19 protein-coding genes are annotated in these 24,132 nt (G+C 49.9%); 2 read left to right on the top strand and 17 right to left on the bottom strand.

Going from position 1 to position 24,132, the window contains the following annotated elements:
• Window positions 1-96: 96 nt before the first annotated feature.
• Complete coding sequence (locus F0220_RS01250; RefSeq protein WP_105602223.1) at window positions 97-1,398, top strand: alpha-glucosidase/alpha-galactosidase; 1,302 nt, start codon at window positions 97-99, stop codon at window positions 1,396-1,398.
• Window positions 1,399-1,525: 127 nt separating this feature from the next.
• Here F0220_RS01250 and F0220_RS01245 read toward each other — a convergent pair whose 3' ends face one another.
• The 9 genes from F0220_RS01245 to ytxJ form a co-directional block, all read right to left on the bottom strand.
• A complete protein-coding gene (locus F0220_RS01245) occupies window positions 1,526-2,227 on the bottom strand; it encodes a response regulator (RefSeq protein ID WP_105602224.1) in 702 nt (233 codons plus the stop codon).
• Window position 2,228: 1 nt separating this feature from the next.
• Window positions 2,229-3,848 (bottom strand): ATP-binding protein, encoded by a 1,620-nt coding sequence (locus F0220_RS01240; protein WP_223199824.1) that lies wholly within the window; start codon window positions 3,846-3,848, stop codon window positions 2,229-2,231.
• On the bottom strand, window positions 3,829-6,168 hold the full coding sequence (locus tag F0220_RS01235) for a histidine kinase (RefSeq protein ID WP_105602226.1): 2,340 nt from the start codon (window positions 6,166-6,168) through the stop codon (window positions 3,829-3,831). Before F0220_RS01235 ends, F0220_RS01240 begins: the two co-directional genes overlap by 20 nt.
• A gap of 100 nt (window positions 6,169-6,268) precedes the next feature.
• Complete coding sequence (kdpC, locus tag F0220_RS01230; RefSeq protein WP_105602227.1) at window positions 6,269-6,829, bottom strand: potassium-transporting ATPase subunit KdpC; 561 nt, start codon at window positions 6,827-6,829, stop codon at window positions 6,269-6,271.
• Between the two features lie 99 nt (window positions 6,830-6,928).
• Complete coding sequence (gene kdpB / locus F0220_RS01225) at window positions 6,929-8,929, bottom strand: potassium-transporting ATPase subunit KdpB (protein WP_219845160.1); 2,001 nt, start codon at window positions 8,927-8,929, stop codon at window positions 6,929-6,931.
• Between the two features lie 208 nt (window positions 8,930-9,137).
• Window positions 9,138-10,817: a potassium-transporting ATPase subunit KdpA gene (kdpA, locus tag F0220_RS01220; protein WP_373419793.1), complete on the bottom strand. Its 1,680-nt coding sequence runs from the start codon at window positions 10,815-10,817 to the stop codon at window positions 9,138-9,140.
• Between the two features lie 58 nt (window positions 10,818-10,875).
• Complete coding sequence (locus F0220_RS33395; RefSeq protein WP_223199957.1) at window positions 10,876-10,953, bottom strand: potassium-transporting ATPase subunit F; 78 nt, start codon at window positions 10,951-10,953, stop codon at window positions 10,876-10,878.
• A gap of 20 nt (window positions 10,954-10,973) precedes the next feature.
• Window positions 10,974-11,156, bottom strand: coding sequence for a hypothetical protein (locus tag F0220_RS01210; protein ID WP_076329646.1), 183 nt, complete (start codon window positions 11,154-11,156; stop codon window positions 10,974-10,976).
• Between the two features lie 77 nt (window positions 11,157-11,233).
• Window positions 11,234-11,773 carry a bacillithiol system redox-active protein YtxJ gene (gene ytxJ / locus F0220_RS01205; RefSeq protein WP_223199823.1) on the bottom strand — a complete coding sequence of 180 codons (540 nt, stop codon included), beginning with the start codon at window positions 11,771-11,773 and terminating at the stop codon, window positions 11,234-11,236.
• Between the two features lie 222 nt (window positions 11,774-11,995).
• Here ytxJ and F0220_RS01200 point away from each other — a divergent pair, with 222 nt between their 5' ends.
• On the top strand, window positions 11,996-12,853 hold the full coding sequence (locus tag F0220_RS01200) for a hypothetical protein (protein WP_105602328.1): 858 nt from the start codon (window positions 11,996-11,998) through the stop codon (window positions 12,851-12,853).
• A 101-nt stretch (window positions 12,854-12,954) separates the two neighbouring features.
• On the opposite strand, the gene F0220_RS01195 is transcribed toward F0220_RS01200, so the two are convergent.
• The 8 genes from F0220_RS01195 to F0220_RS01160 all read right to left on the bottom strand — a co-directional run bounded on the left by F0220_RS01195 (window position 12,955) and on the right by F0220_RS01160 (window position 24,070).
• Complete coding sequence (locus F0220_RS01195; RefSeq protein ID WP_105602232.1) at window positions 12,955-13,383, bottom strand: VOC family protein; 429 nt, start codon at window positions 13,381-13,383, stop codon at window positions 12,955-12,957.
• Between the two features lie 166 nt (window positions 13,384-13,549).
• On the bottom strand, window positions 13,550-14,110 hold the full coding sequence (locus F0220_RS01190; RefSeq protein ID WP_105602234.1) for a hypothetical protein: 561 nt from the start codon (window positions 14,108-14,110) through the stop codon (window positions 13,550-13,552).
• A 79-nt stretch (window positions 14,111-14,189) separates the two neighbouring features.
• Window positions 14,190-14,417 (bottom strand): hypothetical protein, encoded by a 228-nt coding sequence (locus F0220_RS01185; RefSeq protein WP_017691180.1) that lies wholly within the window; start codon window positions 14,415-14,417, stop codon window positions 14,190-14,192.
• A gap of 188 nt (window positions 14,418-14,605) precedes the next feature.
• Window positions 14,606-15,478: a sugar phosphate isomerase/epimerase family protein gene (locus tag F0220_RS01180; protein WP_105602235.1), complete on the bottom strand. Its 873-nt coding sequence runs from the start codon at window positions 15,476-15,478 to the stop codon at window positions 14,606-14,608.
• A gap of 12 nt (window positions 15,479-15,490) precedes the next feature.
• The gene (locus F0220_RS01175; protein WP_091012110.1) at window positions 15,491-16,366 is read right to left on the bottom strand and encodes a sugar phosphate isomerase/epimerase family protein; all 876 of its coding nucleotides are present in this window, start codon (window positions 16,364-16,366) and stop codon (window positions 15,491-15,493) included.
• Between the two features lie 17 nt (window positions 16,367-16,383).
• Complete coding sequence (locus F0220_RS01170; protein WP_105602237.1) at window positions 16,384-19,491, bottom strand: alpha-mannosidase; 3,108 nt, start codon at window positions 19,489-19,491, stop codon at window positions 16,384-16,386.
• Window positions 19,488-21,800, bottom strand: coding sequence for a glycoside hydrolase family 3 N-terminal domain-containing protein (locus F0220_RS01165; RefSeq protein WP_105602238.1), 2,313 nt, complete (start codon window positions 21,798-21,800; stop codon window positions 19,488-19,490). Before F0220_RS01165 ends, F0220_RS01170 begins: the two co-directional genes overlap by 4 nt.
• A 50-nt stretch (window positions 21,801-21,850) precedes the next feature.
• The gene (locus F0220_RS01160) at window positions 21,851-24,070 is read right to left on the bottom strand and encodes a helix-turn-helix domain-containing protein (RefSeq protein WP_181155613.1); all 2,220 of its coding nucleotides are present in this window, start codon (window positions 24,068-24,070) and stop codon (window positions 21,851-21,853) included.
• Window positions 24,071-24,132 lie beyond the last annotated feature (62 nt).

Genomic DNA, 24,132 nt, shown 5'->3' with positions numbered 1-24,132 from the left:
GGATTATGACATGTTTGAGAGGGGTTGAACCATAGTTATATGTGCCGAATCGGCCTATAGTTGGGGTACAACATTTTTCAGGGAGGCTGAACTTAAATGAATAAAATTACATTTCTCGGTGCGGGAAGCACCGTCTTTGTCAAAAACGTATTGGGTGATGTCATGATGACCGAAGCACTGCAGGATTTTGAGCTGGCATTGTTTGACATCGATGCTGAACGTTTGAGCGATTCCGAGCGTTTGCTGACCAGCCTGGCCCGTTCACTCGGAAGTCGTTGCGTTGTGAACGTATATCATGACCGCAAAGAAGCGCTGCGCGGGGCCAAATATGTCATTAACGCTATCCAAGTCGGTGGATATGATCCATGTACCATTACAGACTTCGAGATTCCGAAGAAATACGGATTGCGTCAAACCATTGCAGATACACTCGGCATCGGCGGAATTTTCCGTAATCTGCGTACGATTCCTGTTATGCTGGATTTCGCCCGAGATATGCAGGAAGTATGTCCGGATGCGTGGTTCCTGAATTACACCAACCCGATGGCCGTGCTTACTAACGTCATGAATGTGCAGGGCGGGATCAAAACCGTAGGATTGTGTCATAGTGTACAGGTATGTGTACCGCATCTGTTTGATGCACTGGGGATCGATCAGACAGGTGTCGTGGCTAAGATTGCAGGGATCAACCACATGGCGTGGCTGCTCGAAGTTACAAAAGACGGGCAGGATCTGTACCCCGAGATTAAACGTCTGGCGAAGGAAAAACAGAAGGAACAGCATGACGACATGGTTCGTTTTGAGCTGATGCAGCGTTTTGGCTATTATGTAACGGAATCCTCCGAGCATAATGCCGAGTACCATCCTTACTTCATCAAACGGAATTACCCGGAGCTGATTGAACGCTTCAATATTCCACTGGATGAGTATCCACGCCGCTGTGTGAACCAGATTGAAGGCTGGAGAGAAATGCGTACCAAGCTGTTTGCCAGCGAAAATATTGAACACACCCGCAGCCGTGAATACGCATCGCATATTATCGAAGCGATGGAGACGAATAACCCATACAAGATTGGCGGCAACGTCATGAACAACGGACTGATTACGAATCTGCCGCGCGAGGCATGTGTCGAGGTACCTTGTCTGGTCGATGGATCAGGGATCAGCCCTACGTACATTGGGGATCTGCCTCCACAACTCGCAGCACTGAACCGGACAAACATTAACACGCAACTGCTGACCATTGAAGCAGCAATCACTGGTAAAAAGGAACATATCTATCACGCCGCCATGCTTGACCCACACACGGCTGCCGAACTGTCTATCGACGACATCGTAGCGATGTGTGATGAGTTGATTGAGGCTCACGGCGACTGGTTGCCGAAATATACCTCATAATATATAAAAGCACCGTTTCCTTTGCAGCTAAAGGGGACGGTGCTTTGTTGGTTTGGTTCATCCATAGCGCTCACCCGCTGAAACGTGCATCACATCTTTTAGAAGAAATGCCTCGCTCCCTTGATCCTTACTCGGCAGGGAGCAAAAAACGATAACCAATACCCGGCTCCGTCTGAATATATCGCGGATTCGTTGGATCTTCATTTAATTTTTTGCGCAGATGTCCCACATATACCCGAAGATAATGGCTATCAGACTCATGATGATGCCCTCCCCATACTTGCTGCAATAGCTGGCGCTGGGTGATGATTTTCCCTGCATTGGAGGCAAGCACCTTCAGCATCTCATATTCTGTCGGAGTTAATTTGACCAAATCCCCCTCCAGTTCGACTTGTCTTTGGGACAGATCAATCGTGAGTGATCCGAAGCGCAGTATCGGCTCATCCGTCGTTTTGGCTACATGACGTAACGCCACCCGAATACGGGCGACCAACTCACCCATACCGAATGGTTTGGTCACATAATCATCTGCACCACCATCCAACGCGGCAATTTTGTCTCCCTCCTGATCCTTCGCTGTCAGCACAATAATCGGCACTTGTGACCATTCTCGAATCCGGTGAAGTACCTCCATGCCAGACATGCCTGGCAAACCAAGATCAAGGATGATCAGATCCGGATGTACAATACTGGCTTGAATAACACCCTCTTCGCCCTCCCCACACTCGTGGAGTTCGAATTGATGTGCCTGAAGAGTGACCTTGAGCAATTTGCGAATCTGCGGTTCATCATCGATCACCAGTATACGAGCCCCTAGTGGTGCGTTCATGTTATTCTTCAACCTCTCCTTGTTCTGAATAGGGAAACCGCGATCCGTGAGCCTCCATGGGGAGTTCTATGCGCATTCTCGTTCCTCCGCCCAGATTCGGCTCTGCCACAATGGTACCTCCGTGGACTTCCACAATGCCTTTGCAGATCGCCAGACCAAGCCCCGTTCCTGTGACATGCTGGGTCGACTCCGAGCGATAGAACTTATCAAATATACATATTCTTTCCGCTTCCGGTATACCGATGCCTTGATCAGCTACCCAGATCGTCAATTGACTTGAACTCTTATCACTCGCCACAGTGATAACAATCTGGCTCTCATCAGGCGAATATTTGATGGCGTTGCTGACGATATTGACCAGTACCTGCTCCAGCAATACTTCATCTCCGTAAATGAAAGCCGGATCATCAGGCAGTTCAACTTGAATGTTACGATGCAGACTGAATTCCCGAACCTGTGTCAGTACAACGCTGATCATGTCCCCCACGTCACACCATTTCCGATTCAGTTGCAACATGCCGCTCTCCAGCCGAACCATACCCAGCAGATTCGTGACGAGACGATTCATGCGCAAGGCTCCATCCCGAATGTTGACTGTTAATTCTCTCCGATCCTCGGGTGTAAAAAGAATATCATTCTCCAACAATCCCGTAGCCGAGCCGATAATGGCGGTTAGGGGCGTACGCAATTCATGGGAGACAGAGTCCAGCAGCGCTGTGCGTATGCGCTCCGATTCGGCAGTGATCTGCGCCAATCGGGCCTCTTCAGCCAGTTTCACTCGGGCAATGGCACCTGCGGCCAGTCCTCCGCATGCCTCCAACAGACGAAGCTGTTCTTGCTGCTCATGAACCTCATCAGCATCCATGCTCACAGCGAGCACGCCATGAATCTGCTCCTCTGTGCGTAGCGGCACGTAAAGTCCGGGAGATTCCCGCAGAGTAGATGATCCTTTACCAGCGATCTGTCCGTGATGATATACCCATTTGGCAATGGCAATCTCCGACTCTCCATCTCCCCAACCACCCTTTTCTGCTTCAGATGCGGGTGAAGATGAGCTAGTAACCAGTAGATCCCCCTGACCATCCGGAAGATACATAGCCGCGGGCTTACCCAGGGTGAGCGAAACCTGGGTTGCAATGTTAACCAGCAACGTATTCAGATCCGTAATGGCTGTCATCTGACGACTCAATGCGTACAGGGAGTTAGTTGTGGCCTCGCGTGCTTTTACCATCTCCAACTGTTGTCGCAATCGACCTGCAAGACTCGCAGTTAAAATTGCCACAGCAAGATAAACGACAAAGGAGATGAGATATCTCAAATCCTCAACCGTGAAACTCAGATATGGCGGTACAAAAAAGAAGTCAAACATAATAACGCTAAAACTCGCGGCATATACAGCTGGCCCCATTCCCCAATACACGGCACTCACCAGTACCGGAAACAGGTATATAAGTGCTACATTAACCAGATCACCACTCATGCCGATGGCATGAAGAAGCAAGGTTAGCAGCGTCACCCCGAGGGTCACCCATACATATGCCGGAACCCTTTTTCCATGGAATGCCTGCGTTTCTTTTTTTATTCGTTCAGACAATATCCATTCACATCCCGTTCCGTTCATAATCATAATCTGCAACGATTAATACATCCAGATGCCGCGACAACCGTACAAGTTGGTTGACCACCGAACCTGAGCCGCGGTAGCCATTCAGCCACCACACCCGTCTTGCCTGCCCGACCACCAACTGGGTTGCTCTCGCCTCCGATGCCTTTCTTGCCAAAATCTCAGGTACATCGCGCAGCCTTGGACTGTGATGAATATGAAATTGACCACCAAGCCGAATCGTCAGCTGTTCCAACGCTTCCAGATGGCACTTCACTTCGTCACTCATGGACTCGCCGATGTGGATATGATGTACATGCCAGATGGCTTTTAGACGAAAAGCCATGCGGAATCCACGCCGGATAAGCCGCTCGGCATGACGATCACTGCTTACACATACAAAGACCGCTTCCTGTCTGCGCCAAGGTCCTCGAAGTGTGATTTTGGCCTGCTGTGCTTCAAGCCGTTCATCCACGTCGTCCGCCAGTTCGCGCAGGGCAAGTTCACGCAAGGCAATCAGATTACCGATTTTGAAGAAATTTGCAAGAGCTTGCTCGACCTTGGCAGTTGCATAGATTTTACCCTCCCTCATGCGCTGCCGCAAGGCCTGGGGCGCCACATCAATCAGCTGCACCTCATCCGCCATCTGAATGATCCGATCGGGTACGGTCTCGCGGACACGAACACCGGTAATATGTTCAACGGCATCATTCAGACTTTCGAGATGCTGTACATTCATTGTGGTAATGACCGAGATGCCTGCATTCAGCAGGATAAGGACATCTTCATAACGCTTTTGCCGGACACTTCCGGGCACATTCGTATGCGCCAGTTCATCCACAAGCACCACTTCCGGGCAAAGACGCAGAATCCCCTCCGTGTCCATCTCTTCCAGTCGAGTCTCCTGATAGAATCGCTGCACGCGGGGGATTACAGATAAATGACCCATCTGCTCCACGGTTTCTGCCCGTCCATGTGTCTCCAGCAAACCGATTTGCACATCGATGCCCTTACGGAGCAAATCATTGCCTTCCCGCAGCATCATGTAGGTTTTGCCTACACCTGGTGCGGCTCCAATATATATTTTGAATGTGCCGCGCTGAATCTGGCCAATCTGTTCCTTCATTTCCTGCTCACTTAGTCTGCGATATGTCAGTGACTCCACTTCGTTTACTTTGGCCGGGACCACACGTTCACCCTCCCGGGCCGCTCGATCAGCAACCAGAAACAGATCCACACCACGTAATCTGCGTAGCAGTGAGTTAACAACGGACCCTTGCCACAGTTCCTGCCAGCGCGTACGCCGGGAGTGTCCCATCACAATCCGGGTAATCTGGTGCTCCATGGCGTAACGCGCCAGCATAGACGGGATGTTACGACGGTGTAATATTGACAGTTCCTCCATATGGCCGCCAAACTTCTCCAACAGTTTGATCATATTGCGCCGAAATACGGTTGCCTCCTTGGTTAATGACTGCTTCATATTCCGAAAAACCACCGCGGACAGATCACCATTCAGCCGTTTGGCAATCTGTTGTCCGCGCCGGATATAGATCGAGCCGTTCCAATGATATTGCGTGGACACCAGAATCCGTTCCAGGATGCCTGTTGTGACGGTAATTCCCATCTCCTCTCGATGCTCGCGCAGAGATTCATTGACCCCTTCTGCAACCAATCTCAGGGCCAGTTCGCGCAGAATACCCAGATTGCCTTGACGAAATACAGCTACTCCCTCATGCCCCTTCAGATGACCTTCTGCAAGACGGCTCAGTATCGTTTCCGGCGTGACGTCAATCAGCTTGACTTCATCCGCAAGTTCCAGTGTATCCGCGGGTACCGTATGTTCTGCTACGATCCCTGTAAGTTGTCGTGCCAGCTCGGTATAACCTTCCAGCTCATACACATTCACCGTTGTCATGACACTGATGTTGTTTCGGAGCAAGAACTGAATGTCCTCCAGCCTGGTAGCATATCGAGCGCCATCTCTGTTGCGATGTGCCAAACCATCCACCAGCACAACCTCCGGATTACGCTCCAGCAGTGCATCCAAGTTCAGATCCTTCATCTCTACATCATCACTCTGGCGTAACCAGTGAATGCTTGGAATCCGTTCGAGTGCGCCAAGCTGTTCCACCGTTTCCGGTCTGCGCATTGTGGAGACGGCGCAGATGACTACATCAATGCCCTGCTCGCGCAACGTATTCCCTTCTCGTAACATGTGATACGTTTTGCCCGATCCGCTGACGGGGCCGATGTAGATTTTGAGCGTACCCTGCTGTAGCTTCGTAATCATCTTCAGCATCTCTTCTGGAGACTTGCGCTTGAAACTGTCTTCCATCCGTCCCTCTCCCCCCTTTCCTCTAAAAAATAAAAAATATAATGAAAAAATGGAGAAAGCCCCTCGCGATATGTCGTGAGCAGGCTAATATGTTAATTCGTTAATTCAGTTCCGTTGTCAGCGCCACATTCAGAGCCGTTACATTCACACGCGGTTCCCCGAATATACCCATTTGACGACCTTCCGTATGCTCATTTACAAGTTGCACAAGCTGCTGTTCACTAAGTCCCGTAGCTTCGCTGATGCGCGGGATCTGCGCCTCAGCGGCTTCGGGAGAGAGATCCGGGTCAAGTCCAGATCCTGAACCCGTCACGAGATCAGCAGGGATCTGCTGCAATCCCGGGTTTTCCTGCCTAAGCTGAGCAATCTTTTCCTTCATCTCACTGATATACTCATCCGAAGCTACGGCACGATTCGAACCGGCTGAAGCCGTTGGGTCATAACCGGCATTTGATGCCCGGGGCTGGAACAGCCCCGGCGATTGGATTTCCTGCGCCAGCAGTGACGAGCCAATAATTTTCTCATTTTGCGTAATCAGACTGCCATTCGCCTGCGCAGGGAAGAGAAGTTGGGCTACGCCAGTCGTTACAAGCGGGTAGATTAGACCGCAGATCAGCATAAGCACGACGGACAGCCGTACAGCGGGTAAGAACATGTTCATATAGATCACTTCCTGAATTCATTAGGATAAGGAACAATTTTGCTAAACATTGCGGTGTATCACGCTTTAGTTCAAAGTTTCGAGATCACATTGTTTTTCTCAAAGAATCCCTGATAGAACCATATCAATGAGCTTAATGCCGATAAAAGGTACAATCACACCACCTACACCATAGATGAACACATTGCGACCAAGCAGTCGTTCGGCTGACATCGCCCGATACTTGACCCCTTTCATTGCGATAGGAATGAGTAGCGGAATAATAATGGCGTTGAAGATGAGCGCCGACAGGATCGCAGACTGCGGTGAAGCCAGATTCATAATATTTAGCGCCTGAAGCTGCGGCATGGCGAGAATAAACATGGCTGGGATGATGGCAAAATATTTCGCGATATCATTGGATATCGAAAAGGTTGTAAGTGCACCGCGTGTAATCAGCAGCTGCTTGCCAATGGAGACGACCGACAATAGCTTGGTCGGATCGGAATCCAAGTCAATCATATTGGCCGCTTCCTTGGCCGCCATGGTGCCCGAATTCATTGCCAGGCCCACATCAGCCTGGGCCAGAGCAGGAGCATCGTTGGTACCGTCGCCCGTCATGGCGACGAGTTTGCCCTCCTGCTGCTCTTTTTTGATCGCCGCAATCTTATCCTCGGGCTTCGCTTCGGCAATAAAATCATCCACGCCCGCTTCCAGCGCGATGGTCGCTGCGGTTAACGGATTGTCGCCTGTACACATAATGGTCTTGATGCCCATAGCGCGCATCTCAGCAAACTTCTCTTTCAGCCCTGGCTTCACAGTGTCTTTCAGATAGATCACACCGTAAATGCGTTCATCGATGGCTACAGCAAGCGGCGTACCTCCGGCCTTTGCAATTCGATTTGCGATCTCATCCAGATCTTCCGGTATACGGCCTCCTTCGGAAGTGATATATCTTTTGATCGCATCCACCGCACCTTTGCGGATCTTCATTCCGCTACTCAGATTGAGACCGGACATCCGGGTCTCTGCCGTGAATTCCACATTTTCCGCATGTGCATATTCCGTCTCCGGCCAGCTCTGGCCTTGTCTGCCTGCCAGTTCTACAACAGAACGTCCTTCCGGGGTCTCATCTCGCACAGAAGCCTGTAAAGCAGCTTGCGTCATCTCTGACGAAGTAATGCCCTGAACGGGAATAAACTCAGATGCCATGCGGTTTCCGTATGTGATCGTTCCTGTTTTGTCTAGAATCAACGTGTCGATATCCCCGGCTGCTTCCACCGCTTTACCTGACATGGCGAGCACATTGAACTGCGTAACACGGTCCATCCCGGCAATACCAATGGCAGACAGTAATCCACCAATGGTGGTTGGGATCAGGCAGACGAGCAGTGCGATCAGGGTCGCTAGATCCAGTCGAATACCCAGGTAATTCGCCATCGGAACCATCGTGAGTATGACGATCAGGAAGATCAGCGTTAATACGGCGAGCAGGGTTGTCAGCGCAATTTCATTGGGTGTTTTCTGGCGCTGTGCACCCTCAACCAGAGAGATCATCCGGTCAAGGAATGACTCCCCCGGATCGGTCTGTACACGCATGACGATGTAATCAGATACGACACGTGTACCTCCGGTAACCGATGAAAAATCGCCTCCCGCTTCCTTGATGACCGGGGCAGATTCTCCCGTAATGGCCGATTCATCAATAGAGGCCAAGCCTTCTATAATCTCACCGTCCGTGGGGATCAGTTCACCAACTTCCACACGTACCATATCGCCTTTTTTCAATTGGGTCGAAGACACGTGTCGGATTGTTCCATCCTTCTGTACCAGATTGGCCATGGTGTCCGACTTCGTCTTGCGTAACGTATCCGCCTGCGCTTTACCTCTACCTTCTGCAAGTGCCTCCGCGAAGTTGGCAAATAGCAGGGTGAACAGCAATATGAAAAATACGGCGATATTGTACCCGCGCCCGGCTTCGGATGCGGTGAACAGATCGGGATTAATGCATAACAAGAGCGTAATGAATGTACCCACCTCGACAATAAACATGACCGGGTTTTTGATCATGACCACTGGATTAAGCTTCTTGAACGTATCCAGTGAAGCCTGAAGTATCATATCCTTGCTTAACGACCGTTTCGATCCGGGATCACGTTGAATATGACCTCGATTGTTATCCGGCTCATTGCCCTTCGTTCTAAACATTTCTGTATCCGTGTGTTGCATCGTCTGCTCCTTCTTTCGTTCGACTGCATTCATCGTGCACTGCCACCTCCATACGTTACGTCGATACACCAATTTCTCTGTAGAGCCCCTGTCGTATCCCTCATTGAATCATTGCCAAGTGTTCTGCGATCGGTCCAAGGGCAAGTGAAGGGAAGAATGTGAGTGCGCCGACAACAACAATCATCATGACCAGAATGCCAGCAAAGAGAGGTGTGTGTGTCCGCAATGTACCTGTGGTTACAGGTACAACCCGTTTCGTAGCAAGTGAACCCGCGATAGCGAGCATGGCGATCATGGAAACGTACCTTCCGAGCAGCATAACGATACCAATCGCGATGTTGTAAAAGTCTGTATTGGCATTCAGTCCGGCAAAGGCCGATCCATTATTGGCTGCACCCGAGGCAAAAGCATAGAGAACTTCGGTCAGGCCATGCATGCCCCCGTTCGAGATGGACGCAACTGCTTCAGGCCGCATAAGTGCGAGTGCCGTTGGCGCAAGAATAATCAAAGGATGAATGAGCAAGGCGATGGATGCGAGCTTCACTTCTTTGCCCTCGATTTTTTTGCCCAGGAACTCAGGTGTTCGTCCCACCATCAATCCACAGATAAACACAGCCAGAATCACATACAACAGTCCGTTGATCAGCCCTACCCCTTTGCCTCCAAACACGTTGTTGAGCATCATCTGGGCCAGCGATACCATGCCTCCAAGTGGAGTGAGCGACTCGTGCATATTGTTGACTGAACCTGTTGTGGCTGCCGTCGTGACTGCTGTGAATAAAGCAGACTCGGGTATGCCGAACCTGACCTCTTTGCCTTCCATATTGCCCTGCAGACCTGCTGCATCCAGCGCAGGTACACCGCGATATTCGGAGACAAATACGGTGGTCAACATCACAAGGAAAAGAAAACTCATCGCTGCGAACAAGGCCCAACCTTGCTTCCGGTTATTGACCATCAAGCCGAAGGCGTAGACTAACGCAGTTGGCAGCAGCATCATGCAGACGATATGCACCAGATTGCTCAGGGCTGTTGGATTCTCGAATGGATGTGCAGCATTGGTTCCAAACCAGCCACCACCGTTGGTGCCAATATGTTTGATCGACTCCAGTGAGGCGACCAATCCACGTGTAATGGTCTGCTGCGCGCCTTCGAGCGTCGTTGCGTTCACCGCTCCCGCGAGCGTCTGAGGTACACCCTGGAACACGAGGAACAAGGCCACGATGAAGCTCAGCGGTAAAAAAATCCTCGTAATCGACCGTACAAGGTCGACGTAAAAGTTCCCCAGTTCATCCCGGCGGCCTATCAGCCCGCGAATGAACGCAATGGCTACCGCGAACCCTGTCGCTGCCGACGTAAACATCGGGAATGTCACTGCCAGCATCTGTGACAGGTACGACAGGGCGTTCTCGCCCGTATAAGACTGCCAGTTCGTATTGGTCATGAACGAAACAGCCGTATTAAATGCCTGCGCCGCTGGCATATTGTCAATCCCATCCGGGTTGAGCGGTAAATATTTTTGCAGTCGCAGCACCAGAAACATCAATATCAACATTACGAAGTTGGAGAGGAGAACGGCCGTGAGGTACTTTTTCCACCCCATGGACTCATTCTCCCGTACCCCCATCACGCGATAGAGCAGTCGCTCCGGTCCGCCAAAAACCCGATCCAGCCCCGTTCGCTGTCCATCGAACACGTTCACTATATATTTTCCCACCGGTTTCACCAACAGCAGGATGATCAGCAGCGTTACCGCTACTTGCACTACACCGATACCCATATCCGCATTTCCTCCCTATTCGACGTTCCCTTGTTCCGCATTACGTACAGTGTCAGCATCAGAATTTCTCTGGCTTCACCAGCACATAACCGAGATAAATCACCAGTGCGAGTACAATTATGCTGATGGCAATCATTCCCCTCCCCCTCTCTACCCTCAAGCCTTTTCGCAGAATTTCACAAATCCCCAAAACACCGCAAACAGCAGCACAACCAATCCAATCATCGTGGCATCATTCACCATGCGCCCTTCCTCCCTCTCTCTACCGTTCTCTGCACCTGCTACATGTAAAATCGTAATACGAAACGCTGTAAAAAAGGGGTAAAGAAATGCCTCCACAGGTGTAAAAAAAACGTAAAAAAGACCCGCACTTCTCAGCTATGGGCTGAAAAGAACGGGTTTATAAGGTTTACCATTTATCCAAATGGATTCTGTGCCCACTGCAATAGTCTCTTTTTTGTAATTTTGCCATGTGAGGTATGTTTGACGACTTGTCCCTGATCGAGCAGAAGTACCTGGGGTGACTCATGGTGAACCTCTGTCTCTTCCGCAATATGGCGGGACAACGAGCGATTTTCAATCACTTTGACGATGCGGTAGTCCATAGGTTGTTTGGGATCTGATGCATTGGTGCCTACAAACGCCATAAACTCTCTGTACGCTCTCGCACTGGTCGGACAAGTTGTGCTGTGTTTCAGGATAAGCACCGGATGATCCTGCGAGCGATGCAGCGCGTCTTCCCAGTCATCTGGTTTATGCAATTCACGGACATGTTCGCTGAGCATATGTTCCGAGTCTGACCCTGCACGTTTGCTAACTACCGAACCAATCACAATGCCAAGTGCCAAGCCAAAAGCAATCCCAAGTCCAAGCTGCTGTGTAGCCGTACCAATGCTGACTCCCATGGCAACACCTATAGCAAGCCATACAGCTTGATGATTCACCTTTTTATCCATACAGATCTTCCCTTCACGAAATATGTATATCAAGGCTATATCTTCTCACCTTACATTCTGATCAAATTATAGCATAGGCCTCTGTGAGCAGGCGTTGATAATCTTCATCTCCGAGTACAGATTTCAGCGTTTCGATTTATGCAAAATGCTCATTTGTGATACACTGGTTGTAATTTGGAAACGATGAACATGAAGAATGGATTGGAAGGGCGGAAATTCCATATGACATACGCATTTATGATTGAACCACAGGATTTTATTGCGCTGGATAACGAAGATGAGCTGATTGAGAAATGTCAGGAGTGGGGCCTGCTTTCCGGTAAAGCGACCAAACTCAAAACGTTCTATTATAAAGGAAACGGATTAAACATGCCGTGCACCATCATTGGATATGTCGATCACATGGCAGCCGTAATTCAACTGGATAATGGACAAAAACATTGCATTCACCCATCGTATCTGAAGGAAATGCAAGCGTCCAGTTACAGCGCCAGAAGCATAAGTAATGCCGGGTCAGATCGAAGCACAGAAACGACAACTTCGGATACAGTCGCACCAGTCTCTGCTGCTGTTACGTCAACTCCAGAAGATGCCCTGGTTAACCCGGATGAAATTCCGGCGGATCTGGATGATTACGACGAAACGGACACCGATGATTTCTCCTCGGGGATGAAGGGTGATCCGGATGGACTAGTAGAAGCGTATGTTGGACCTCAGTCCGGGGCAGCCAGTGAAGCCAAACCCAAAGCCAAAACAGCGAGCAAGGCCAAGACCGTTAAGATTGATCTGCCAGAAGGCAAAGTGAAGATGAGCGCCGTTGTCAAAGAATTCACCACTGTGCCGAATCACTTCTCTGACAATGACGATGAAGTCATCATCTATGAAGCAGTTACCATCACGGAGCCAGACGTCATTGACGTTGGGGAAGCCTGGTCGAGCCACAGTGCCACCGTTAAGAAACAAGAACTGGAAGTGGGAGACGTTATCACGTTTGAAGCCAAAATCATCAAGAAGAAGCTGACACGTAACCCGGTTCCTTATAAAATCAACAACCCTTCCAAGATTCAGAAGGAAGGGTAATCCCACGCCGTATAGGGAAAAACAAAAAAACCTCCAGAACTGCTCAAAGCAGATCGCGGAGGTTTTGCCGTTTGTAGGCTATATTAGCGAAGAGTACGCTCTTAAGCTTGTCCCGGTTTAGCACTGACCTGAAAATGTACGCCGAATTTGTCAACAACCGTGCCGTAGGCTGGACTCCAGAACGTCTCTTGTATCGCCATTTCCACTATGCCACCATCTTCCAGTTGGCTGAAAATAGCTTTGGCTTCATCCACAGTATCCGTGTTCACAGTAATACTAACATGATTACCTATGGTGTACGGCATGCCTGGAAATGTGTCGGACAACATTAATACCGAGCTGCCAATCTGCAAAGAAGCATGCATAATACGGTCTTTCGCTTCTGGCGGGATGGGATGATTCGGGTCAGATGGACCGTCACCAAACGTTTGAAGTGCGAGCACTTCCGCTCCAAATGCCTTTTGATAAAAATCTACCGCTTCACGTCCATTACCGTCTGTTATCAGATACACATTCAAGCTGATCGACATGCGTTCTTCATCTCCTTGGGCTCATGTAATTATACGATTCACGCCACTTGCGACATGAGTATATATGAACAGGTTGTCCTTTGACAAGCGTATATTTCCTCACTTACTCTTTGGATCGTTACACCATTAGGGTTACCAATATATTTTTAATCCATCCGTCTCTCCATTACTTCTTGCGCCTGCGTATATAGCAGAGAACCGTGATCAGAACACCCGGAACCAGTGCTGCAAAACTGGCATAGATCAGACACCATTTCAACAAGGTAAATACCGGAGTGAGTTCAGCAAGCACAGGCGTACGTTCGGGATAACGATACATGATCAGAGACGCACCTATATTTTCAAGCATATCCATAGCCCAACCTAAGACTGGAATCAGATTCACCCAGCGCCAGCGACTCTTCACCGGAAGCACGCGATAGAGTACTGATAACAGAACGACCAATAACAACAGATAGGCCAACGGCCATATGAGGTCAAATGTGAACCGTGCATAGATATAGGCGCTCCGCCCTGCTTCTCCATACTGCTCAGCCATCTGATAAAGATCATCCGCAGTGTACAAAAAAGAGGAATCCGGGGACTGCCCACCACCTGTGGCCTCCTCCGACTTTGCCGCCTGCCAGGGCAGAATCAATACAATAAAACAAGCAAATACAACAACTGCAGCTGCAACCCATTTCCAATTCACCCGCTGATAGAACCAATTTGACACTTTATTCAGCACGTTCCGTCCCCTTTCCGATAAAAAAAAGACCACTCTCCCGAATCCTATCGGTAAAATGGTTGTGTTCAATCCTATGAAGTTATCGAGCTTGAACGATGTTATCTATTTCACTTTTCAATAAGAGGTATCGGTGAACACTTCTCATGATCGGGACCTTCGTTAGTTTGTTCTTGTCCACGTACAGTTTCATCTGGTCTTTGGTCAAACCAAGCAAACTTCCAGCTTCCGATACCGTCAACACTACCTCGGGGTTCGTAGCATTAAACGTCCTCTTTACTTTCTGATTCCAGTCCTCGAATACCTGCATAGATCAGTGACATCTCCTATCCATAGCCAGTTATTATCAGGCTGAATATATCCAGTATACCACACTTGTGCTGCTCGTAACTTAATCCTTGCGCAGAACCATATTCTGATAGGCTTTTTTGCTTGCTGTATTATGAGAAAAAGAGCCACGTCTGGACGCGGCCCTTAATTATCTCCCCATGATGTTCGTTACGCCTCTTCCCAGAAGCGTCGCAGGTTGTCCATGGCGATTTTGGATGCGGATTTGCATTCCTCCATACCCTCGAACTCCACCGTAATGTTGCCATCATAGCCGGAGTCTTTGATCAACTTAACAATTTTACGAATCGGAATGTCCCCTTGTCCAACGATGGCCCCACGCAGGAAGTTGCCGTAGGCTGTCGTGAACCATTCACCCTCACCCGGATGCTCATCATAAGGACGGAAGTAAAAATCTTTGAAGTGGACCAGAGAAGCGTACGGCAGATTTTTCATGACACCGATGATCGGATTCTCATCCACACACATGAAGTTGCCAATATCGAGTGTTGTTTTGAAGTTCGGACGGTCCACAGCATGCAGCACACGCTGCACCCGGTCACTCGCCTGCACGCTGAAGCCGTGATTCTCAATGGTTGTGGTGATACCAAACTGCGCAGCATAGTCCGCAATGATCTGGCTTCCCCGCACCATCAGCGGCAGATGGTCCTCGAACCAGGCGATGGTCATCTTCTCCTTTGGCAGGGTAAACGCCGTGACGTCATGACGCATATGTTTCACACCCATTCGGTGTACCACATCCACATGCCTTTTGACCCGGGCCATCTCTTCTTCAAACGCCTCTTCCGTCTCCTGCACGAAATTGGCTGGCATCGAATAGTTGGACAGTTCAATACCTGCAGACGCTGCCCGTTCCCGAATCGCATCCGCCAGATCGTGATTATCCTCCACGGTATAACCGTAAGGTACCATCTCCATATGCTCTCCACCGTTCGCCGCAACCCAGTCGATCACATCCAGTACCGTCATCTCACCGGAATTCAAATCGTTCAACAAACTGTATGTGCTCAGGCCCACTTTCATCTGCTCAGCTCCCTATCGATATTGTTGGATGAATCGAACCGCCTTACGAATGTCCTGCTCCGGCTGATTCCCTACCTCGCGCTCAATCGTCAGATAACCGGTGTAACCAATCTCCTGAAGCGCTGCAAAGTATCCGTCAAAATCAACGCCACCCTCGCCCAGTGGCACCTCACGAAAGAACGTTCCGGACGAGACCATCTCGGCAATTTTTTCGTGATCCATAGGCGCATAACCGACCGCTCCGTATACGTCTCGTGGGTCGACTTCCTTCAACCGCACACCATCTTTCACATGGGTATGTACGATGTAATCCTTAAGCAGACGAACGCCCTGCGCCGGATCATCTCCAGTCACCATCACCATATTTGCCGGGTCAAAATTCACCGATACCCCGTTGGTCGACAGTGTATCCAGGAATCCTTTTAAGTCAGCAGCCGTTTCCGGCCCTGTCTCAATGGCAAAGTATGCGCCAACACTTTTGGCGTATTGGCCCAGTTCCTCACAAGAAGCATGCAGCGTGGCATAAACCTCTGATGAAGGGTCATGTGGAACAATGCCGATATGTGTTGTGACGATGTTGGTACCCAGATCGAGGGCCAGATCCACGATCCGCTTCGATTTCTCCACTTTCCACGGATTATCTTCCTTGACCTGAAAACCATGTCCGCCGAGGTCACCAACCAGTGCTGAAATTTCGAGACCCAGCGAATCGATGTAACTCTTCAGTTCCTTGCGCGCCGCAGGTGACAAATTTTCAGGGTCCATCTCTCCCTTGACGGCGTATATCTGCACACCTTCTGCACCTACGTCTTTGGCCTTGTTCAGCCCTTCCCGTACACCTACGCCAAAGCTATCCACGATGACACCGATCTTATTCGTTAATTTCATGTCATACCTCCTGAAGATTACGTATTTGGATTCACTGGAACAAGTTTCACTGACTTAATTTCATACGGTTTGAATGTCAGTTCGAATGTGCCGTTCGGACAAGCCAACGGATGGATCTCATCCTCCAGCAGATTAATGACAGACGCCTTAATTTCTCTTTTAACCCATTCGACCTGTACTGTTTCTCTACCTCCTGATGACTCATAGAAACGCAGCACCGTTCCCGATCCATCTTCTGCGGGTTTGATTGCATCCAGAATGACATGCTCACTATGGAACTGAACCCAAGCATGTTCAGATGGCAAGTGACCCGAAGACGGGCTCGCTACAACAACTTCCACCGGATGATTAAGCTCCATTGCGCGGCGAACGACAGCAGCTTGTCGCCAATCCCCCTGATGTGGCAGGAACGAATATGTGAATTCATGTTCTCCCTGATCGGCATGTTCATCCGGCCATTTCGGGGCGCGAAGCAGGGACAGGCGGATCGTCCGATCCTTGATGTCGTATCCGTACTTGCAATCATTCAGCAAACTCACACCACTGTTACCCTCTGAGATATTCGCCCAGCGATGACCGCAGACCTCGAACTGCGCCTGCTCCCAACTGGTGTTGTTATGGGTTGGACGCTCCAACGCTCCAAACGGGATTTCATAGGCTGCTTTGGCTGCCACCAGATCCACCGGAAATGCCACCTTGAGCAGCTTATGACTCTCATTCCAGTTCACTTTCGTATGGAAATCAACACGCCGCTGGTGGTGATGCAAAATGATATCCTGGCTGATCTCCGATTGATTCAGCTTCCACACATAACGCAGCACATCTCGCGTAGCTCCGCGCTGTACAACCTCTCTGGAGATCAACTGCACCACACCTGCCCGCTGGGATTCAAACCGTGGATCGATATCCCAGGCATCCCAGTACGTCGGTTTGTCATGGAAAAACTGCCACTCATTCGCCCGATCACCGGGCTTCAACCAGTCGCGTCCTACCGTTTTGTCATACCATCGGGTGATCTCTCCCAAATCATTGAACTCAAGCGTGTAAAATTCGGTTTCCCATGTGGAAGGGAAAGTTTCTTCTTCTCTTACTGGAAGGATAACATCCGATGCCTCGCGCAGCCATATGGTTGTATACCCAAAAGCAGGAATCGATGGAACATGCACAAGCAACGTATACTTGTCTCCCTTTTGTTCGAGATCACAGGCCAGAGGGTTCCCTTGACGATCGAATGCACCCACCGTGGTGAGATTTGCATCCCCTGTAATGGTGATAGTTTCTCCACGTTCCCAGCCGAGGCTGTTAAATATAATGTAGGGAAGACCATCAGCTTCATCGGTTGCAATGTTCTCCGCAAGGATATCCAGCGTTTCCCGCAGTACGGATGTACCTAATGTAAATACCTTCGTGTACTCCTCGGTGGACGTTACGTATACTTCAGGAATCGATGTTCCCGGAATAATGTCATGGAATTGGTTGAGCATGATCAGCTTCCAGCCTTCATCCAGGTCATTCTTCGTGTGTACAGCGCAAGCTTTGGCAAATTGCCCCCAAATCTCCGCTTCCCGGTACAATACCTCTGCCTTTCGATTGCTACGTTTGTTCCTCGCATGGGTCGTATAGGTTCCCCGGTGTAACTCCAGGTACAAGTCCCCGTGCCACTTTGGCAACGTTGGATTATTGGACGATATGTCTTCAAAAAAAGCGCCTGCCGTGCTGAATTTGCTGATTGGCTGCCCGACCATCAAGTGGGATCGCTCTGCAAACTCCACCATCTCATTCGTCACACCGCCGCCACCATCGCCATGTCCGTAGAGCAACATCTGCTCGGGATGCACATCCTTCTGTTTGTACGATTGCCAATGTTCATCCACATCTTTGGGCCGCGTATGCTCATTCACCCCATGATTCAGATAGGCAAGCACTGAAGTTCCATCAATGCCTACCCAGTCGAAGAGGTCATAAGGAAACGCGTTGGTGTCATTCCAATTCAGCTTGGTGGTCATAAAATAAGGAATATTCGCAAGCTTCAGCATCTGCGGCAAGGAAGCACAGTAGCCAAAAGTATCGGGCAGCCACTCAATGTTGGAGCGTCTGCCAAACTCCGCCTGGTAGAAGTTCTGTCCATACAGAATCTGCCGGACCAACGACTCGCCACTCGGAATGTTCAGATCCGGCTCCACCCACATGCCTCCGACCAACTCCCAGCGGCCTTCAGCAATGCGTGCTTTAATTCGCTCGTACAGCTCCGGGTAATGCTCTTTCACGAAGGCATACAGCTGCGGCTGGCTCTGGGAATACACAAAATCCGGATACGTGTCCATCAAGGTACACATGGTCGAGAACGTGCGACTGGACTTGCGAACCGTCTCTCGCACAGGCCACAGCCAGGCAATATCAATGTGGGATTGTCCAACCAGATGCATGAAGCCACTTCGATATTCCTCCGGGTCTTCCTGCTGTACCGACTGTACCAGTCCATGTTCAAAATTCTGTATCCATGCTGCATCAGTCCAGCGGTCCGGATTATTGTACATCTCATCCATCACCTGGTGAATGGCCTGAACAAGTGCCATCCGCTTGGGCTCCTTCTCGTTATATGCCCGGAGCGACTCGGCGAGTACCGTCACGCTATACATCAGGCTCTGCAAGGGCTGATTGATATGAACCAATGCTGTACGGATGCCCTGAATAGGCGGCTGAATCACAGCTTGTCGATTGAGTGGATCATGCGGCTCCGGGATCGGGTCGTAGAGTTCAATCTCCAACTGCGGCGTATTCCCTACTCGACTTCTCGGAAGCGGTACGAATCCGTGATTCCGATCCAGTCCGTGATAAGGCAAGTCATTCACCTTCAGCAGCCCTTCTCCTCCAGTCTCAAAAATCAACCCAATGGCTTGATCCTGCCAACTGTCCGGAATCTCCACACATTTACTCAGAAAATACGTCGTTCCGTGTACACTGTTCAGCGGATTCAAGCTTTGCATTGCCTTGTCCGCCTGCTCATACTCGTATTCCCCTGGCCGAATGTACCGGGCCTTCTGCATATGCCATTCTGGAAGCTCGATCGTATCCAGCCATTGCCGCTGCTTCAGATCTTCGATGAATCGTTGTATTCGAATCATACCTCCACCCCCACCTTTTGAATGTGCAGACTGCAAGCGATCCAGTCAGCAGAATTGCGGCCAACCATGAGTCTGAATTCACCTGGCTCCACAACAGACTGGAGACGGGAGTCGATCAGTACGAGATGTTCTTTTTGCACAGGGAACGTAACGGTCTGAGTCTCTCCTGGCTCCAGATGGATTTTGCGGAACCCTTTCAGTGACATTTCAGCCCGCGTGACCGAAGCCGATACATCGGTGATATACAACTGTACAACCTCACTTCCCGCAACCGCTCCGGTATTTGTGACTTCAACCATCACCTGTGCTTCATCTTCCGGACCGATCACTTCCGGTACTACCCTAACATTCTCATATGTGAATTCGGTGTAGCTCAGTCCATAGCCGAACGGATACTGCGGCGCAAGATCCATCTCCAGATACCGCTTGCCACGCGTGCGTTTGGCATGATAATAGACAGGAAGTTGCCCAACATGCTTGGGAATGGAAACCGTAAGACGGCCAGATGGATTCACATCGCCAAACAGAATGTCTGCGATCGCGTTACCACCTTCCTGTCCTGGGTACCATGCTTCCACAATGGCGTGAACATGCTCATCAATCCAAGGTTCAGCAATAGGACGGCCGTTAATATAGACCACGATAACCGGTTTCCCCAGCTTATGTAGCTCCTGCACCAGCTCCAATTGAACACCCATGAGATTCAGGGAAGCCCGGTCAATGCCCTCGCCGCACTCCATATCATTCCATGGGTCATCGGTTACCACAGACGCTCCTGTCCGCAAGTCGATCGTGCCTTCACCAAAATCGCGGGCGCTGGAACCACCCATTACCATCACGATGACATCGGCCTGTTCCGCACAGGCGAGCGCTTGTGCAAAACCCTCTCTGGAATCGCCTTTAATCCGGCAACCAGGTGCGTACAATACCTGACCCGAATCCGCGCCAAACTTGCGCGTAATGCCATCCAGTACCGTGACGATCTGTTCTCTCGGCTGTGGCGAGGTGTAGTCCCCAAGCTGGTTATAGATATGGTTCGCATTGGGACCAATGACAGCCAGCTTCGTGCCAGTTTTGGAGAGTGGCAATATCGCTCCTTCATTTTTCAGTAAAACAATCCCCTCTTGCGCAACTTCCCTCGCCAACTGAATATGATCCTCACATCCGATGACCCGTTCTGCAAATTCTGGATCAACGAAGGGGTGCTCGAATAACCCGAGTCTGAATTTCATCTCCAACACCCGCCACACAGCCAAGTCCAGATCTTTCTCTTCGATCAGTCCCTGCTCCAACGCCTGACCGAGATGTTTGCGGTACATGTACCCGGACATCTCCATGTCTACCCCTGCCTGGAGGGACTGTGCTACGGCCTGCTCCCCGTTCTCCGCGGTGTTATGTCCATGAACCAGCATCTGAATGGCGCCAAAATCAGTAATCACAAACCCTTCAAATCCCCACTGCTCGCGCAGAAGGTCATTCAGCAGATACGTACTGGACGTGCAAGGGACGCCATCAATCTCGTTATAAGCGGTCATCACGGAACAAGCCCCGGCCTCCACTGCCTTTTTGAACGGCAACAGATCTATTTCATGCAATTCACGTAATCCCATATGCACAGGTGCTGCATTGCGCCCACCCTCCGAACTGCCATAAGCTGCAAAATGCTTGAGTGTCGCCACAATCGTCTGGTTGGAATCAAGGTGGTCACCCTGTAGTCCCTTCATGGCTTCTACTGCGAATTCACCGATCAGATATGGATCTTCGGCAAAACATTCCTCCGTCCGCCCCCATCTCGGATCACGCACGACATCAAGCACCGGGGAATACGTCGCCGCTCCCCCCTGGCTCCGGGTCTCTACAGCGATGGCTTCACACATCTTGCGGTATAATTCCATATTCCACGTGCTGCCCACCGTTAACGGTACGGGGAACACTGTCGCTCCAATTGCCATATGCCCGTGTGAACATTCTTCTCCGAACAAAATGGGAATGCCCAGCCGGGAATGCTCCATGGCATACTGTTGAATGACATTTGTGGCAACGGCTCCCTGCCGTGGAGTAAGCCCCGTCTCAAGTGTCACTTCAGTCCATGGATCGGCCCGAAGCACACCATACAGAGAACCGACACCGCCCTGTTCCATGTCCGCTTTGAACTCTTCCGTCACCTGTACTGTACCATCAGCTGCTTTATCATACGTCTTCCATCCCATCGGCTGAATGAGTTGACCAATCTTCTCTGCCGTTGTCATCCGTCCGATCAGATCCTGAACCCGTTCCTGAATGGGAAGCGAAGCATCTTTATAGTCCATATGCACATTCTCCTTATGCGTTCGGAATTAGTTAGGCGGGTGCACTTGCATCACATAGCTTTCCGGTAGTCACTTGGCGCTACACCCACCACGTTCTTGAAAGCCCGATTGAAGGAATTATAGTTGGTATATCCTACTTCTTCACTGATCTCCTGAATGGCCTTATCCGTCTCCTGCATGAGCAATTTGGCTTTTTCGATCCGATGACTAATGAGCAGATCCACAAACTTCTCCCCAATCTCATCCTTGAAAAGCTTGCTCAGATACTTCGGATTAATATCGAAACGATCACTAAGATAGTTCAGCGAAAGATCGGGATTATTGTAATGCTCTTCGATGTATTTGCGAATCTCGAGAATATGAGATCTGTGTTTTCGCGAACATTGCAGCGTCTTCATCTGCAGGGCCAGTTCCCGGAACCCTTCCCAGCACAACTCGCGCAAATCGTCTAACGTCTCCCAGCCCTCAAGCCTTGGGAGAAGCGGGGTGAATATAGCGGCCCACGAATCCTGGTACTCCCGTGGAAGTTCGGCGAACTCCCGATTGTAATGTTGAAATAACAATTGGATCGTATTCATAATCTCCTGACGGGACAGGACGGACTCACTGATTTGTTCAAACAGTCTTTCAAAATGCTTTTCCCAGATATCGTCCGATAAACGCATCGCCTGTACCAGCAGTGAGATGGTCTTCAGGAACTCATACACATCATTGGTCGAATTCGGCACATCGCTACACGGAATGATGCGATTTATGCCCAGTACAGCCTTGTACTCCAGCGCGTGTACAGCTTCTTTCAATGAAGCTCTCAACCCCCGAATATCGACAGCAACCCGACCCACACCAATGGTGACGGTGAAGTTCAGATACTGATCGATTCTGTCCAGATAACCAGCTAGTAATCGATGCTCCGTCTCATCGGCCTGTTCCATGTCCGGCATCCAGAGGATGGCGTACAGACGCTGATCGGAGATCCATTCAGCCCATACTTCCGTTCCTTCATGGCGTGCACTCTCTTGCAGAATACTGGACAACACAAATTTCAGGAGGGATTGGTCCTGATGATGATACTCCGTCACAAATGCATCATACCGATCCATTTCGATTACCATGACGGCCCAACGATGCTCCATCTCAGGCAGTTTGAACTTCTTCATCTCTGCTGTCAGATCCGTGCTTGTAAAGTCTCGTGTGCCTTCAAGCAACTCCTGAAAGAACATCCTTTTCTGCAAAATCAGATTCTCTTCATGCTCCTCCTGATATTGTCTCGTCTGATCAATCATGCGTTCCAGCGTGGTATGGATGAATCGGAATTCATTCTCTTTGCCATAGTTCAGTCCGGATTGCTTCTGTGAAGAAACGGTCTGAATTAACGTGACAATCTGCTGAATCGGCTTGTAATTTCTACGGGTCACGTAGATCACCCACACCACCCCGATCAACACAACCACTACAGCAAAGGCAAACCAGATATTATAAAATTGCAGAGTCCATTTGACGATTTTTCCATTATTGAGACCTGTCTGCACTTTCCAACCGCTATAACTCGACGTAAATTCGGAGAAGACTTCTCCCGACGTGGTTTTAGTAGAAGCTGCAACCCCTCCTGGCATGCTGCTATCCCACAGATTGTCGCCCGAACGGTTGAAGATGTTCACAAACGTAAATTCCGGATCATACATCTGCATGATGGACTTCCTCAGGGTACTCAGATCCACATTGGTGACTACAAGTCCTTTGCCGTTCCCTACACTTCGCACAATCGTAATCACCTGCTCCGTTGCTTGTGAAGGGAAAGCCCGGAATGCTCGTGCCCCTGCCCACTTTTGTTCATCCCTCGTCCGGCTATCTGCAATAAAATCTGCATCCGGGAACTCTTCAATGGGAACAGCCTTCCCGTTACTGAAGACCGTGCCATCTCCATATCGAACGAGATATATCGAATCGATCAGCGGATACTCTATTTTCAATTCATCAACTACCTGGACCGCCTGAATGCCGGCATACACATCATCGCTGCCAGATACCGAGAAATAATTCTTCAAGTTAGGGTTGGTCAAAATCTCACGCAGTACCTTGAAGTCAATGGAGCGCAAAGAGTTGTCCAGATATTGTGTGACCTGTGAGGCCAGGAATTCATTGGCCTTAAGCGCTTCTCTACGGTTCTGTTCATTGAAGACCTGGAAGAAAATAAAGAATAGAATGGTCGTCACAATAAAGAAAACAGGCAGATACGATAACAGCAAACGTCTAAACCAATTGTTGTTCATCTCCGAGATCCCCCCACCATTACTGTTCATGCTGAATGACGACAATCATTTGTGCTGATCGC

This window comes from Paenibacillus sp. 37, assembly GCF_008386395.1.
GTDB lineage: Bacteria > Bacillota > Bacilli > Paenibacillales > Paenibacillaceae > Paenibacillus > Paenibacillus amylolyticus_B.
Note: the sequence above shows the minus strand (reverse complement) of the source record. Positions and strands in the feature narration are given on the sequence as shown.